The 14,738-nt window shown below is 65.0% G+C and carries 18 protein-coding genes; 7 read left to right on the forward strand and 11 right to left on the reverse strand.

The features are described 5' to 3' along the window. Positions 1-20 precede the first annotated feature (20 nt). Together CH291_RS01805 and CH291_RS01810 are read left to right on the forward strand one after the other, a co-directional pair. Positions 21-254 carry a hypothetical protein gene (locus CH291_RS01805; RefSeq protein ID WP_231893824.1) on the forward strand — a complete coding sequence of 78 codons (234 nt, stop codon included), beginning with the start codon at positions 21-23 and terminating at the stop codon, positions 252-254. A 10-nt stretch (positions 255-264) separates the two neighbouring features. Continuing rightward, on the forward strand, positions 265-1,089 hold the full coding sequence (locus CH291_RS01810) for a CDP-alcohol phosphatidyltransferase family protein (RefSeq protein WP_082898784.1): 825 nt from the start codon (positions 265-267) through the stop codon (positions 1,087-1,089). On the opposite strand, the gene CH291_RS01815 is transcribed toward CH291_RS01810, so the two are convergent. Together CH291_RS01815 and CH291_RS01820 are read right to left on the reverse strand one after the other, a co-directional pair. Beyond that, complete coding sequence (locus CH291_RS01815; RefSeq protein WP_094639043.1) at positions 1,037-1,873, reverse strand: YhjD/YihY/BrkB family envelope integrity protein; 837 nt, start codon at positions 1,871-1,873, stop codon at positions 1,037-1,039. The two genes, CH291_RS01810 and CH291_RS01815, sit on opposite strands and share 53 nt — an antisense overlap. Before the next feature lie 39 nt (positions 1,874-1,912). Continuing rightward, positions 1,913-2,305 (reverse strand): OsmC family protein, encoded by a 393-nt coding sequence (locus CH291_RS01820; protein WP_094639042.1) that lies wholly within the window; start codon positions 2,303-2,305, stop codon positions 1,913-1,915. 213 nt (positions 2,306-2,518) lie between these two features. Here CH291_RS01820 and CH291_RS01825 point away from each other — a divergent pair, with 213 nt between their 5' ends. Next, positions 2,519-3,472 (forward strand): hypothetical protein, encoded by a 954-nt coding sequence (locus tag CH291_RS01825; RefSeq protein ID WP_068050324.1) that lies wholly within the window; start codon positions 2,519-2,521, stop codon positions 3,470-3,472. An 80-nt stretch (positions 3,473-3,552) separates the two neighbouring features. Here CH291_RS01825 and CH291_RS01830 read toward each other — a convergent pair whose 3' ends face one another. Then, on the reverse strand, positions 3,553-4,734 hold the full coding sequence (locus CH291_RS01830) for a zinc-dependent alcohol dehydrogenase (RefSeq protein WP_094686569.1): 1,182 nt from the start codon (positions 4,732-4,734) through the stop codon (positions 3,553-3,555). Positions 4,735-4,858: 124 nt separating this feature from the next. Here CH291_RS01830 and CH291_RS01835 point away from each other — a divergent pair, with 124 nt between their 5' ends. Further along, positions 4,859-5,866 (forward strand): iron-containing redox enzyme family protein, encoded by a 1,008-nt coding sequence (locus tag CH291_RS01835; protein ID WP_094670463.1) that lies wholly within the window; start codon positions 4,859-4,861, stop codon positions 5,864-5,866. Here the strand turns inward: CH291_RS01835 and CH291_RS01840 are convergent. Continuing rightward, positions 5,848-6,075 carry a CDGSH iron-sulfur domain-containing protein gene (locus tag CH291_RS01840; protein WP_094670464.1) on the reverse strand — a complete coding sequence of 76 codons (228 nt, stop codon included), beginning with the start codon at positions 6,073-6,075 and terminating at the stop codon, positions 5,848-5,850. The genes CH291_RS01835 and CH291_RS01840 overlap by 19 nt on opposite strands. Continuing rightward, positions 6,059-6,745 (reverse strand): HemK2/MTQ2 family protein methyltransferase, encoded by a 687-nt coding sequence (locus tag CH291_RS01845; protein WP_068050316.1) that lies wholly within the window; start codon positions 6,743-6,745, stop codon positions 6,059-6,061. Before CH291_RS01845 ends, CH291_RS01840 begins: the two co-directional genes overlap by 17 nt. A gap of 203 nt (positions 6,746-6,948) precedes the next feature. Here CH291_RS01845 and CH291_RS01850 point away from each other — a divergent pair, with 203 nt between their 5' ends. Continuing rightward, entirely contained in the window at positions 6,949-7,371 is a 423-nt protein-coding gene (locus CH291_RS01850; RefSeq protein WP_141215281.1) for a hypothetical protein, read from the forward strand. Between the two features lie 49 nt (positions 7,372-7,420). Then, a complete protein-coding gene (locus tag CH291_RS01855; RefSeq protein WP_094670465.1) occupies positions 7,421-8,620 on the forward strand; it encodes an NAD(P)/FAD-dependent oxidoreductase in 1,200 nt (399 codons plus the stop codon). Here the strand turns inward: CH291_RS01855 and glsA are convergent. Beyond that, the gene (gene glsA, locus CH291_RS01860; protein WP_094686570.1) at positions 8,576-9,823 is read right to left on the reverse strand and encodes a glutaminase A; all 1,248 of its coding nucleotides are present in this window, start codon (positions 9,821-9,823) and stop codon (positions 8,576-8,578) included. The genes CH291_RS01855 and glsA overlap by 45 nt on opposite strands. Before the next feature lie 114 nt (positions 9,824-9,937). Between glsA and CH291_RS01865 the strand changes: the two genes are divergently transcribed. Next, on the forward strand, positions 9,938-10,936 hold the full coding sequence (locus CH291_RS01865) for a fumarylacetoacetate hydrolase family protein (protein WP_179276417.1): 999 nt from the start codon (positions 9,938-9,940) through the stop codon (positions 10,934-10,936). 2 nt (positions 10,937-10,938) lie between these two features. Here CH291_RS01865 and CH291_RS27075 read toward each other — a convergent pair whose 3' ends face one another. From CH291_RS27075 to CH291_RS26490, 5 genes are all read right to left on the reverse strand, one after another. Next, complete coding sequence (locus CH291_RS27075; protein WP_255183086.1) at positions 10,939-11,073, reverse strand: hypothetical protein; 135 nt, start codon at positions 11,071-11,073, stop codon at positions 10,939-10,941. Positions 11,074-11,224: 151 nt separating this feature from the next. Beyond that, positions 11,225-13,405, reverse strand: a complete 2,181-nt coding sequence (gene katG, locus CH291_RS01875) for a catalase/peroxidase HPI (protein ID WP_256980696.1) — start codon at positions 13,403-13,405, stop codon at positions 11,225-11,227. Positions 13,406-13,484: 79 nt separating this feature from the next. Beyond that, entirely contained in the window at positions 13,485-13,964 is a 480-nt protein-coding gene (locus CH291_RS01880; RefSeq protein ID WP_068050305.1) for a Fur family transcriptional regulator, read from the reverse strand. 196 nt (positions 13,965-14,160) lie between these two features. After that, a complete protein-coding gene (locus CH291_RS01885; RefSeq protein WP_068050303.1) occupies positions 14,161-14,625 on the reverse strand; it encodes a MarR family transcriptional regulator in 465 nt (154 codons plus the stop codon). A 10-nt stretch (positions 14,626-14,635) separates the two neighbouring features. Then, on the reverse strand, positions 14,636-14,738 hold a 103-nt coding region (locus CH291_RS26490), incomplete at its 5' end, for a biotin/lipoyl-containing protein (RefSeq protein WP_141215328.1).

The following is a 14,738-nucleotide window of genomic DNA, read 5'->3' on the forward strand; positions in this document are numbered from 1 at the left end:
ACAGCAAGGTCGGGTGAACAATGAACAGAACGCTGTATTCGATGCTCTGGATGATGGCGATCATCGCCCTCATCGCATTGATCTGGGGCACAGTCGGTTACGTGTACGCCGACGAACATCCTCTGCGCCGTGCGGCGTTCGTCGGTGGCGGAGTGTTGATCTCGGGCTGGCTGATCGTGCTCGCTGCCGTGGGCATCAAGATCTCGCGACTGAAAGCGCGGCGGAGAGCGAGCAACTCCGACGACGACCGATAGTCCGGCTGCGGTGCGGATTGAGAACGCCGCGGGCGGGTACTCCGCATCGAAGTCTCGACGCGCAATCGCCGGTCAACTGCTCGTCGAGTTCCTCTCAGTCAGTGCCGAGCAAGGGTTCTCGATGGTCAATCAGCGCAGTACGTCGAAGCAGCAGGGTGTGCCGGTACGTCCGGCGACTCGCGAGGAGTATCTGTCGACGTGGTCGACGCTGCACAACGGCATCGATCCTTCTGCTTCCGGGTTGGTCTCGGGTTGGCTTCGCGTCGTCTATGCGCTGAGCGCACCGTTGGTTCGCGCGTCCGTATCCGCCCACGCGGTCACCCTGACCGCCGTCGTGGTGGCAGGAGCGGCAGTGGCCCTGTCGCGCCCCGGCACCTCGGCACCACTGATCGCGGCTGTGCTGATCGTGATCTCCGGCCTGCTCGACGGTATCGACGGTGGGGTCGCGATGATCGGTCGCTCCCAAACTCAGTGGGGGTACCTGCTCGATACCGTCGCCGATCGCTGCAGCGACCTGCTGCTCCTGGCGAGCGGTCTTGCGCTCGGAGCACCGATGCCGCTCGTTCTCGCGGTCGGTGTGACGACGATGCTGCACGAGATGGCCCGTGCCCGCGCGGTCGGTTCCGGCATCGAGGATGTCGGCTTTCTGACGGTGTGGGAGCGCCCCTCGCGGGTGATCGCGGCTGCGGTCACGGCGACGGTCGCCGGTGCCGCTCCGGCCGCCGCCGGATCATCGGCGACGATCGGAATGTCGGTGACGTGTGCGCTCGCAGTCGTCGGGTTCATGCAGTTGATGTTCGGGCTGCATCGACGGGCCGATCGAACTCGGCGGTGACCAGCCAGCCGGCCAGAGCCAGTACATGGAACACGAACATCCACAACATCATTGCCACTCCACCGCCGATCGCGGTGAGGCCTCCGAACGGCGCACCCAGGTCCACCGGTATCGCCAGGAACAAGATGAATCCGTGGACGAACCCGGTGACGATGGACGAGGTGACGAGTGATCCGACGATCAACGCCCGCCCGCCCACCGCACGTGGCGCAATCACGCGATAGGTCCATGCCAAGGGGACGGACAGGATCACCCACAGGCAGTTGAAGCCGAGGAACACGCGCGCCGCCATGGCACCGATTCCGCCGCCGCCGGTCGTTGCTTCGAGCAACCGCGCTACGCAGAGGACGCCTGCCAGCAAGACAGGCGCTGCGGCGAAGAACGGCACCATCGCCAGCCGACCCCGCCAACCGGTGAACGATTCTCGGATCGGAGCGAACCGCACGATCGCCCGGCGCAGGCCCTCCCCGTAGAACGTGGCGGGAAAGATGGCGATCAGGACGCCGATCGGGCCGAGTTCGATTCCTGCAGTGGCCAGTCCGTCCACGGCCGCACGAGCACCCAGGGCGTCGGGCAACAACGTCGACATGGCGTCGAAGCCCCCGCGCACCCAGTCGGCCGACACCAGCAGAGCGCAGGCGCGGATGGTGAGGAGCAACAGCGGCACCACGGCGATGACGGCGTAGAAGGTCAGGCCGCCCGCGATCAAGGTGGTGTCCTCGCGGGCGAACCCGGCTTTGATCGCCCCGACCCCCCGCGCTGCCCTGGTGCGTATCGAGGTCATCTCGTGCGGGCACCGAAGTACAGGGCGACCGTCGACGGGTCATTCAAGGGTGACCTCCACTCCGTCGATGACCTTGAGGAACGGGCAGATCGAGGTCGCCTGCGCCAACACTGCTTCGGCGTCGTCGGTACCGGGAAGAGATACCGCGAGTGCGAACGTCGCGTCGTAGCCGGATGCGTCGGAGTCGGTGAGCACCACGGTGCCCTTCACTGCAAGCTCGTCGACGCTGCCCCCGACGGTTCCGAGCGCGATACGCAGAGATTCGACCAGGCAGCTCGACAATGCGGCGGCCATCAGCTGTTCCGGGTTGGTGTGCTCCCCCGGCCCCCCGAGTTGCTTCGGTTCGCGCACACCGAGGGACAGCACCCCGTCGTCGGAGGTGACTCCCGTCGCGGTGGCAGAGACAGTTGCTGTGTACAGCTCGGTGTTCATCGATGTCGGATGTCCAGTCGGCAGCCGATCGAAACCGTCAGGTTCCGCACCTGCGGGACGAGGCCGACGGGTACGTGTCGCTGTTCACATATCGGACACATCAGTTTGGTCGAACCTACCGACGGGTAATGCTGCAGTCAGGGCCGAGCATCACGCTGTGACCCACAGGCATCGGCCAGAGAAAATCGACCACCCGACCGAAAGGGGAGCACCATGAGCACATCGACGTTGATCGCCCAGTTGCGTGTCGCACTGCAGCTGACGAACACCGAAATCCAGATCGCCGAAACTCGCGTCGTTCAGGCGCGCACCGAGGCGGTACGCCGGGAGTTGACCCAGAACGCCGCGAACGGTCGCGACCGCGCCGCAGCCATCGAGGAAGCCCTTCGCGGACTCGGCGGACTGCCCGATCTCGTGTCGCCGTTCCTGGGACGCACGCTCGCCGCAGTCAAGGCAGTGGCCGAGCAAGCACAGCCGTTCGACGAAGCCCTGCTGGGCGATCTCGCCCTCGAGCAGCAGCTGCTGGGCCGCGCCAAGTACATCAAGGCTCTGGCCACCGCAGCGAACGAGCCCACCGTCGTCGCTCTGGCGACTCGGCTGGCCACGGCGCACAGCGCCACGGTGGAATGGCTCGAGACCGTCCTCGCGGAAGATGCACTGGGCGGACCCGCAGCATTGCGTCGCACCCCGTTCCAGGCCGCCGCAGGCACCGCGGTCAAGATCGTCAACGCGCCCGCAACCTGGTCGGCTCGCGGTCTCGACCGCGCACTGGACGCAGCTCGCGCTACCCCGGACCGCCTCGCCGGACTTCTGGGCCGCGGCGCTCACGCCGGTGACGTGGCAGTCAAGACGCTGACGGCAAGTCGCGATGCAGCACTCGAAGCAGCCGAGGACGTCACTCGTAGCGAGGGCGTCGATACCGTCGCCGACGCAATCCACACCGCGCGGTCGGCCAGCGGAACCCTCGACGCCGACGAGCTGCCGATCGCGGATTACGACGACCTGAACGTCTCGGACGCCGTCGCCGCCATCAAGGACCTCACCAACCCGACCGACGTTCGCACCGTCGTGACGTACGAAGAGGCACACAAGAACCGCCACGGAGTCGTGTCCGCAGGACAGACGCGCGTGGCAGCAATCGCCAAGGACGTCATCTCCATCGACTGACGAGGATGGATCGATCCTTCTGCGAATACCGATGCGGCCCGTGAACTTCCGGGCCGCATCGCTGTATTCGAAGGACGTCTCTAGGGCTTCAACAGCACCTTGATGGCACCGTCCTGCTTCTTCTGGAAGATGTCGTACGCATGCGGAGCCTCCTCGAGCGAAAGCTCGTGTGTGGCAAACGAGTCGACGCCGAGAGGATCGTCGTCACCGAGCAACGGCATGATGTCGTCGACCCATCTCTTGACGTTCGCCTGCCCCATCCGGAGCTGAATCTGCTTGTCGAACATGGTCATCAGCGGTAGCGGATCGGCCATGCCGCCGTACACCCCGATGATCGAGATGGTTCCGCCGCGGCGGACGATGTCGATTGCCGAGTACAGCGCGCCGAGTCGATCGACACCGGCCTTCTGCATCATCGGCGCGGCAACGGCGTCCGGAAGCATTCCGACGATCTGCTGTGCGAGTTTGCCGACCGGCGATCCGTGCGCCTCCATACCCACCGCATCGATGACCGAGTCCGTGCCCCGGCCGTCGGTCATCTCGCGGATGACGTCGCCGACGCCACCGCTGTGCTCGGCCAGGTTCACCGTCTCGATTCCCCGTGCCGCGGCGCGGGCGAGTCGCTCGGGTACGAGGTCGACGGCGATCACTCGCGCGCCCTTGTGCTGTGCGATGCGCGCTGCCATGTCTCCGATGGGCCCGAGACCGAGGATCGTCACCGATCCCCCGTCTGGAATTGCCGCGTATTCGACGGACTGCCATGCGGTCGGCAACACGTCGGAGAGGTAGACGAATCGCGAATCCGGCGGTCCCTCCGGAACTTTGATGTGAGTGAACTGCGCCTGCGGGACGCGGAGGTACTCGGCCTGACCGCCGGGAACTTGCCCGTAGAGCTTGGAGAAGCCGAACAGTGCTGCACCCGTTCCCTGATCGCGGACCTGCGTGGTCTCGCACTGGGTGTAGAGGCTCGAATCGCACATGTAGCAGTGCCCGCAGGAGATCTGGAACGGGATGACCACTCGGTCTCCGACTGCCAGATCGCCGGTCTGCGTACCGACTTCCTCGACGATGCCCATCGGCTCGTGGCCGAGGATGTCACCTTCGTCCATGAAGGCACCGAGTGTTTCGTACAGATGCAGGTCGGAACCGCAGATGTTTGTCGTCGTGATCTTCACGATCGCGTCCGTCGGCAGTTCTATCCGCGGGTCGGGAACGGTGTCCACGCCGACTTTCCTCTTGCCTTGCCAGGTCACTGCGCGCATGTGGTCCTTCCGATGGAACGACCTCGAAGTTCGATGTCGTGCAGTGCGCATTGCCTGTTGTGACAGGTCACAAACACAGAGGTCGTGAGTGGTTGGTGCCGAGCGTCAGCGGGTAGCCACCACTATGACCGCGTTGTTCTCAGTCGATCCGTCCACCGCCCGCTGCCCTGCGCTGCCCACTCCCTGTGGGCCGATCTCCGATGCCATCACTCGGTGCCTGGCTGCGGGTGAGCCGAACGGGACTGCGATCGTGCCGACGCCGACCGAGGTCGATGCCACGTCACGAGACGTGCAACTGTCGCTCCTGATCTGCTACGAACTGCACTACCGCGGGTTCGCGGGAGTCTCGGACGCCTGGGAATGGGATCCCGAACTCCTTCGACTGCGAGGAGCTCTCGAGTCCGCCTTCCTGGCCTACGTACGGGAGAACGTGGAACCCGGCACCGACGCGATCGCAGAGATGGACGCACTGTCCGTCGAGGCCACCTCGGGAACCGGCCCGTCCTGGTTCCTGCGCGACGAGGGGTCATGGGAGCAGATGCGCGAATACTTCGTGCACCGATCCGTCTACCACCTCAAGGAAGCCGATCCGCATGCCTGGGCCATTCCCCGCTTGACGGGTCAGACCAAGGCTTCCTACGTAGCAGTGGAATTCGACGAGTACGGCGGCGGTAAAGGCGACCGCCTGCACCAGCATCTGTGGGCCGAATCGATGGTGGCCGCCGACCTCGATGCAACGTACCTCGGCTACGTCGACCGCGTCCCGGCGCAGACACTGGCGTGGGTCAATCTCATGTCGCTCTTCGGCCTGCACCGTGGTCTGCGCGGTGCCACCGTGGGCCACCTCGCGGCAACCGAGATCACCTCGTCTCCGGGCTCACAGCGCTACGTGCAGGGACTGCAGAGGCTCGACGCCCCCGCAGCATGCATCGCGTTCTACGCCGAGCACGTCGAGGCGGACGCCGTGCACGAGCAGGTACTACGTCACGATGTGGTCGGCACGCTCCTCCGCGACGAGCCCGAATTGGAGGCAGATGTGGTGTTCGGAATGCGTGCGCTGGATTTCGTCGAGAACGAGCTCGCCGACCACGTGATGGAGCGGTGGGCTGCCGGTCAGTCCTCGCTGGACTGAGAGGGTCGCCGCTTGGCGCGGTGGCTCGTGTCGCACAGCGGATAGTTCTTGCTCCGCCGACACGTGCACACCGCGACGACGAAGCGATCCGACTCCACCCGCGTACCGTCGTCGAGTTCGATGTTCACCGGTCCGTCGATCAGAATCGGTCCGCCGCGGACGATTCTCACCGTGGTGCGCGCACCTGCCGCGTCATCGCTTGTCGCCACGAACGACCACCAACTCCTCTGTTCGGCACCCCGGAGCCAATGCTCCGCGAGCTTCCAGCCATTCTGCGCGCCGGTGCATCACAGGCCCGAAATCGATGGTCTGCCGGCCGGCTTCCGTCACCGAGAATCCGTTGTCGGAGAGCATTCTCACGGTGCGGTGGGGGCCGGAGAACTCCGAATGGACGACGAGCAGCACGCCACCCGGCGCGAGCAGGTCGGCCGAGGCGCGACACAGCGGATCGAGCACCGTCCGGCCGTCCTCGCCCGCATCCCAGGCGCGGTGCAGGCCCATCCCCGTCGGAGGAAGCTCGGACGGGACGTACGGGGGATTGCAGAGCAGTACATCGAACGGTTCGAGCTCGGCGGCCTCTGCCAGGGAACCCAACCTGACGTCCACCTCGACGCCTACCGAGCGTGCGTTCCGCTCGGCGCAGTCGACAGCGCGGGGCGAGATGTCGAATGCCACCACTTCGCGCGCGCCCAACAGTGCGGCAGTGATTGCCACGGCACCACTGCCGGTGCACATGTCCAAGACTCGCGCGCCGGGGACGATGCCCGTCGTGGCGGCGATGTCACACAGCAGAAGCGAATCCTCCTGCGGTTCGTACACTCCGGGATCGGCGTGCACGGATGTCAATGCTCGGATGGAATCGGATTCGGCTGTCGTCATCGGCGTGCCTCCCACGGTGTAGCGATCGATGTCGTATTCCCGTCGGACCCGCAGTCAAACCCGTTGCCGTTTCGAGGCTTACGAACACCCCACCCCGGGTAGTCCTGTAGAGCGTGGTTGAGGAGTAGCCCGCGGTCCCCGAATGTCGACTGTCGATTCCCCCGTGCGCCGGGCGAGGAGTTCGGCTGCTCAGGAGTGTGTTCATGATCGTCGTACCGTCCATTACGCCCCCGCTCGCCGAAGTGATTCCGTCACTGAACGCCTCGCGGAGCTTCGATACCGAGATGATGCTGTCGGTCGACGAGAGCGCGGGTGCCGACATCGTCGTCCGAGTGACCGGCACGATCGGTGACTCGGATGTCCCCCTCCTGGCCGAAACGCTCGGTGAGGCAGCCGAGCGCGGGCGAGCGTTGATACTCGACCTGTCGTCGGTGGCCGGAGCCTCGGCCGGTGTCCATTCCGTACTCGACGCCACCGCCATCCGACTAGGCCGGTGGAATCAGCAACTGTCAGTGGTACTTTCGCCGGCACTGCAGCAGTCCGGCATCGGTCTCGTACCCGATCGAGTCGAGGTACGAGGATCCACGACCGAATCCGTGCTCGCGCCGACAGCAGACACCCGGTGATCCGTTCGATGACGACGAGCGCACGCACCGAAGCGCGGCAGGTGTCTCTGTGACCACCCCCAACACGACCTACGACGTGCTCGTCGTCGGCGGCGGCAACGCGGGCATCAGCGCGGCAGCGCGACTTCTGAAGAAGGGCATCTCCGACGTGGCGGTGCTCGAACCCAAGAAAGTGCACACCTATCGCCCACTGCTCTCGTACGTGGGCTCCGGTCAGGCAGCTCTGACCGAGGCCGAGCGCACCCAACGTTCGGTGATCCCGACCGGATGCGTCTGGCTGGAGGACTCGGCGACAGCGATCGACCCGGTGAATCGTCTGGTGCGCTGCGCGTCGGGCACCGAGTACGGCTACCGGGATCTCGTGCTCGGACAGGGGCTCGTCGTCGACACCGACGCGCTGCCCGGAGTGTGGGCCGCGCTCCGATCCCCCACCGTCACCAGCAATTACCTCGACCGAGCCGAACGCACCTGGCAGTTGGTACGCGATCTGCCCGCCCACAGCAGCGCGGTGTTCACCGTGCCGCGGCCACCGGTCGGGTGCACCGGCACCACCCTCAAGCCGCTGTTCCTCGCGGCAGACCATTGGACCCGCACCGGCCGCATGCCGGGAATGGACATCACGCTGGTGGTGGATCGACACCGCCTACTGGGTGTGCCGCAACTCGACAGCATCGTGATCGCACGACTACGCGAGCTCGGCGTGCGCATTCTGACCCGCACTGCGGTGACGGCACTGCACCCGGAGAGCGGACACATCATCGTCACGGACCACGACGGCATCGATGAGCGGCTCGGCTACGACATGCTGCACCTCGTACCGCCGTTCCGCGGTCCGAAGTGGCTGGAGGAATCGAATCTGACCGGGTCCGCCTCGCACGGTGTCGTCGACATCGACGGACGAACTCTGCGCCACCGGATCCATCCGGAGATCTGGGCCGCAGGTGACGGCGCAGCCATCGACACCGATTCCTCGGGTGGCGCACTGCGCAAACAGATTTCGATTCTCGTCGACAACGTGATCGCAGCGCGCAGCGGCACTCCGTTGTCGGAGTACGACGGCTACACCGTGGCCCCCATCCCGGTCGACGCACACCGCCTGATCGCTGCCGAGTTCGATCGCACCGGAACCCTGACGCCGTCGTTGCCGTCGTTCGTAGACCCGCTGAAACCCCGGCGCTCCGCCTGGGCGTTCGACCGTTACGGCCTACCGCTGTCCTACTGGAACATGATTCTCGCCGGCCGACTCTGACCGATCGGGCGAGCCCATGAACCCGTCGGGGTCGTGGACGATGACCCGGTGACCGTCGTCCTCCAGGGCGCGAAACGCATCATGCAGGAGCCGTCGAGCCGTGCCGTCGATTGCCCGCACCTCACTGAAATCGACTGTCGTACTGTCATTTTCGCCGAAACCGTGGACCATTCGGGCGATGATCGCCTCGGCACCCGCGAACCGAAGATCACCCTGCAGCTCCACTGTGGTCATACCCTCCGCCTCGGTCACGCTGCGGATGGCCGATTCGCCGCTGGGTGCCACATGCATCATGTGCAGACCCAGATCGCGCGAGAGCCTCTCGAACACCGCCACCCCACGGACGCTGTTGCCGTGCTCGTTCAGCCTCGGAGACAGCACGGCAATCCCCACCTGACCGGGCAACACACCGATGATCGCCCCGGCAACCCCGCTCTTGGCCGGAATACCCACGGACGCAAGCCAGCTGCCGCTGCCGTCGTACATTCCAGAGGTGGCCATGACCGCCAACACGTGTCGATCGATCGCCGGGTCGACCACCTGTTCGCCCGTGCCGGGATCCTTCCCACCGTTCGCCAACACCGCGGCGATCCGGGCCAGATCGTTGCAGGTCACGGTCACCGCGCACTGACGTGCATAACCGTCGACGACATCGGCGGGCTCGGCTCCGAGATGGCCGACCGACTTCAACAGGTGCGCGATCGCGGTGTTCCGGTCGTCGGATTCGAGTTCTGCCTCGTACACCTGACGGTCGACGGAGAGTCCGCGGCCGGCCATTCGGCTCAGAAGGTCCGTCAATCGCCCTGCCCGCTCTTCGCTTCCGTCGCCTCGAATCATCGAATGCACCGCCAGCGCACCGGCATTGATCAACGGGTTCCGCGGTCTTCCGGTCTCCGCTTCGAGGGATATCTCGTTGAACGAGTCTCCCGACGGCTCGACGTCGACGGCCTCGAGCAGCGCCTCGATACCGTTGTCCTCGATGGCGAGCGCGTACGCGACCGCTTTGGCGATCGATTGGATCGAGAATTCGGTGTCGGTGTCGCCCGCTCCGTGCAGCGATCCCCCGACGGTGGCGAGGGCGACCGCGAACGTGTCGGGATCCGCCGAGGCCACTACCGGGTTGCCCTCGGTCACCGTCCCTCCGTCGAACTGTCTGCAGTCCTCCAACACGGAGGCGAGGTATTCGGGAACAGGCGATCTCATGTGTCCACGCTAGTCCTCGGCGAACAGGTCTTGACATCACGGCCGTACTGCCGCTTACACTCCTGGTTCCTCAACCGTTGTAGGGCCCCCTCCCACAAAGATCGGATTCCTGACGTGCGATTGCGACGCCTGATCGCTGCCGACTCGACAGATCGTCTGGCCGTGTACGCACCCGAGTCGGGATCGTGGGTCGACCTCGATACCGCGGTGTCGACATTCGGTGCCGACGAGTCTCTCCGCCCGCTCACCCGCACCGTGCTCGGGTTTCTCGATGCCGGCGAACGGGTGCGCGACGCGGCCTCTGCCGTGGTGCAGCGCGCCGTGTCCGAGGGAGTCGCGGTGATCGACCGGCCGGCACCGACACTTCCGGTGATCCCGGCGTCTCTTCGCTGCTTCCTCGGCTGGGAGGCTCACTGGGATCTGGCCGCGCACAACCTGGTTCGCCGCAACCTGCCGAAAGCTCTCCCGTTCATCCGCGGGTTCGAAGCCGTCACTCGATCGACGTTTCCGGCGCTCCGTCCGGGGCCGGGGTTCGACGACCATCCGGTCTACTACACCGGCAACCACCTCACCGTCGTAGCCGACGAAGCTCCGGTCGAATGGCCGTCCTACAGCCGGGCACTGGATTTCGAGCTCGAGTTCGGAGCCGTGGTGACCAGGCCCGTCCGCGACGTATCCGAGCGGCAGGCCGCTGCTGCGATCGGTGGGTACGTGGTGTTCGACGACATCAGCGCCCGCGACACCCAGTGGGAGGAGCAGCGTCGCACCCCGTTCGGTCCGGTGGTCAAGACCAAGACATTCGCCAGCTCCATGGGAGCCGACATCGTGACCGCCGACGAGATCACGCCGTATCTGGATTCGTTGACGGCCACCGTCACCGTCAACGAGGAACTGTGGTCGACGACCGGCACCGCCGGTATGCGGTACTCGGTCGGCGAATCTCTCGCATACGCCAGCCGCGGCGAAAACGTCCATCCCGGTGAACTGTTGACGTCCGGCACGCTTCCACGTGGATGTGGCCTGGAACTCGACCGCTGGATCGCCCCGGGCGATCGCGTCGAACTGAGTATTCAACGGATCGGATCGGTCACCAACACGATCGGAACTCGCTGAACTCAGCGCTCGGTATCGGACTTGTCGGTGGAGGCATCCTGGAACATCTCCAGGAACGATCCGAAGCCGGATGCTCCCTTGCGTGGTTCGTCCATGTTGTGGTCGACGGCTCCCGCCGCCCCCTCGTCGTGTGTCATGTCCTGTAGCTTGCCGCTCGCAAATTTCAGCGAATCAGGGACCGAGGACACGAATCGGCAACGAAAGATAACGGACCGATAACGACGAACTCGAAGCTATGGATGGATCGAGCACGGTTTCCATCCATAACTTCGAGTTCGGTGGAGAGAGTTAAGCCAGCTCGAAGCGATCGAGCATCATGACCTTGTCCCAGGCAGCGACGAAGTCCGCGACGAACTTGTCCTTGGCGTCGTCGCAGGCGTAAACCTCTGCGAGAGCGCGCAATTCGGAGTTCGATCCGAACACCAGGTCGTTGCGAGTTCCGGTCCACTTCCTCTCACCGGTCGCCGCATCCTTGGCTTCGTAGATGCCTTCCTCCGCGGCCGGGACCCATTCGGTGCCCATGTCGAGGAGATTGACGAAGAAGTCGTTGGTGAGCGTTCCGACCTTGTCGGTCAGGACGCCGTGCGACGACTTTCCGAAGTTGGCTCCGAGCACACGCAGTCCGCCGACGAGCACGGTCATCTCGGGTGCACTGAGCGACAACAGGTTCGCCCGATCGACGAGGGAGTACTCGGCCGGAAGCTTCTGACCCTTGCCGAGGAAGTTGCGGAATCCATCGGCCTTCGGCTCGAGATCGGAGAACGAATCGACGTCCGTCTGCTCCTGCGTCGCGTCCATGCGGCCCGGCGTGAACGGCACGCTGACACCCGACGCCTGCTCGAGTGCTGCGACGCCACCGAGAACGACGAGGTCGGCGAACGACACCGTTCCGGAGAACGACTGCTGGATTCCCTCGAGCACACGAATGACCTGTGCGAGCTCGTCGGGCTCGTTGACCTCCCAGCCTGCCTGCGGCTGCAGGCGCAGACGGCCACCGTTGGCACCGCCGCGCTTGTCGCTGACTCGGAACGACGACGCCGCGGCCCAGGCAGCCGAAATGAGCTGCTGCTGAGTCAGTTCGGAGTCGAGGATCGTCTTCTTGAGCTCGGCGATCTGCGCCTCACCGATCAGTTCGTGATCGACGGCCGGGATCGGGTCCTGCCAGAGCAGAGTCTCGGACGGAACCTCGGGGCCGAGGTAGCGGGTGACGGGTCCCATGTCGCGGTGGGTGAGCTTGAACCACGCCTTCTGGAATTCTTCGGCGAGCTCCTCGGGATGGTCGAGCCAGCGACGAGTGATCTGCTCGTAGATCGGGTCGACGCGCATCGCGATGTCGGACGTGAGCATCGACGGGTGGCGACGCTTGGAGGGATCGGCGGGGTCGGGAACGAGATCCGCGCCCTCGCCGTTCTTCGGGCGCCACTGGTGCGCACCTGCGGGGCTCTTGTAGAGCTCCCACTCGAATCCGTACAGCGTCTCGAGGAAGCTGTTGTCCCACTGGGTGGGTGTGGGGGTCCAGATGACTTCGAGCCCACTGGTGATCGCATCCGCGCCGACGCCACTCTGGTAGCTGTTCTTCCAGCCCAGACCCATCTGCTCGATGGGTGCACCCTCGGGCTCGGCACCGATGTGCTCGTCGGGATCCGCCGCACCGTGCGTCTTGCCGAACGTGTGCCCACCGACGGCGAGTGCCGCGGTCTCGATGTCGTTCATGGCCATCCGGCCGAAGGTCTCGCGGATGTCCAGTGCGGACTGCACCGGATCCGGGTTGCCGTTGGGGCCTTCGGGGTTGACGTAGATCAGGCCCATCTGCACTGCGGCCAAGGGGTTTTCGAGACTGGTGCGGTCACCGTTGTAGCGCTCGTCGCCCAGCCAGGTCTGCTCGGGGCCCCAGTAGACGTCCTCGTCCGGCTCCCAGGCGTCGACGCGACCGCCGGCGAAGCCGTAGGTCGGCAGACCCATGGACTCGATGGCCACGTTGCCGGTGAGCACGATCAGGTCGGCCCACGAGAGCTTGCGACCGTACTTCTGCTTGACCGGCCAGATCAGACGACGAGCCTTGTCCAGGCTGGCGTTGTCCGGCCAGCTGTTCAGTGGGGCGAAGCGCTGCATGCCCGCTCCGGCTCCACCGCGTCCGTCCTGCTTGCGGTACGTGCCTGCGGCGTGCCACGCCATGCGAATGAAGAAGGGGCCGTAGTGACCGAAGTCGGCAGGCCACCAGGGCTGCGAGTTGGTCATGAGGGCTTCGATGTCGCGCTTGACCTCGGCGAGGTCGAGGGAGTTGAACTCGGCGGCGTAGTCGAAATCTGCACCCATCGGGTCGCCGACGGCCGGGTTCTTCTTGAGAATCTTGAGGTTCAGGGCCTTGGGCCACCACTCGCGGTTGCCGCCACCCTCGACGGGCATCGGCATCGAGTCGTGCATGACCGGACACTTGCCACCCGACTCCTGTGGCTGATCCTCGTTCATCTCTTTTTCGCGTGTTGTGTGATCTTGTGACACGTGCTTCCTTCCGAAGTGTGACGATCGGGCTGTGATCGAGGTCGATTCACGAACTCTGCTGTGTTCGAGAACCGGGAGGGAACGAAACAGGAGCTGTCGACTGCCCTCGAGCAGCCGAACACTGTGCGCAGAAGCCCCAGTAGATGACTTCCGCCTCGTCGATCGTGAAACCGACGGAGTCCGATGCGGTGAGACACGGCGTTTCGCCCACCGCGCAGTCCACGTCGGCGATGACACCGCAGGAGCGGCACACCGCGTGGTGATGGTTGTCGCCGACACGAGATTCGTACCGAGCAGGAGATCCTGCCGGTTCGATTCGCCGTACCAGGCGCGCCGCGGTCAACGCATTGAGCACGTCGTACACGGTTTGCCGCGACACCTCGGGCAGCACCGATCGCACGAGCCCGAGGATCGTGTCGGTGTCTGCATGAGGATTGGATCCGACGACCTCGAGCACCGCGACCCGAGGACGGGTCACGCGCATGTCGGCGGTGCGTAACAGCTCCGCGTACGGTGAGATCGGCATCACAGCAATACTATCCTCCGCTTTTCTGGACAAAGTCAAGTATGCAGACGAATTCGCCGAATGTCGACCGCAACGACGCTCGACGCGTCACCTCGGAGCCGACACGACTCCCACTGTTCGTTTTTCGGTCACTCCCCCGTGGCCTCGAACCCGATCTCAGGCCGGGTCGGAGACAGCCGCACCTGTGCGGCCTCGATCAGCGCCTGCCGTTCCACTGCTTCTCGATGCCGCGCAACACCTCGAGCGTCCGAGCAGAATCGGCATCGACAGCCATCCTCGACCGGGCGCGCTCGAGCGCACGCTCGGCCCGCGTCACCGCACGGTGCCCCGAGTCGGTGGCCTCGACCATGTACTGCTGCCGATTTCGCGGATTGACGCTCCGCGCCAGCAGCCCCGCCTCGACCAGACTTGCCGTCGTGGCGGTGATACTCGTCCTGTGCCGCACCAACTCCCGCGACAGCGCACTGTAGGACATCGGCCCTCGTCTGCACACCAGTTCCAGTACCTCGTACCTCGCCCAGCTGAGCCCCTGCGCATCCAATGCCTCGGCCAGACGAACTCGCGCGGCCGACGCCATGCGCAGCACCGTGGACACGATTTCGAGCTCGGTCGAATGCACCGGAGAGCTACCACCGTCGAACGATTCAGCGAGGGCAGTCATCGAACACCCCCTACTTGATCTCTGCGAGGACGGTGCCTTGGGTGATGGCGTCGCCTGCGGTGACGGTCAGGCCGGTGATGGTGCCTGCTTTGTGGGCGTTGACGGGGTTTTCC

The sequence above is a fragment of the Rhodococcus sp. 14-1411-2a genome (assembly GCF_002259485.1).
Lineage (GTDB): Bacteria > Actinomycetota > Actinomycetes > Mycobacteriales > Mycobacteriaceae > Rhodococcoides.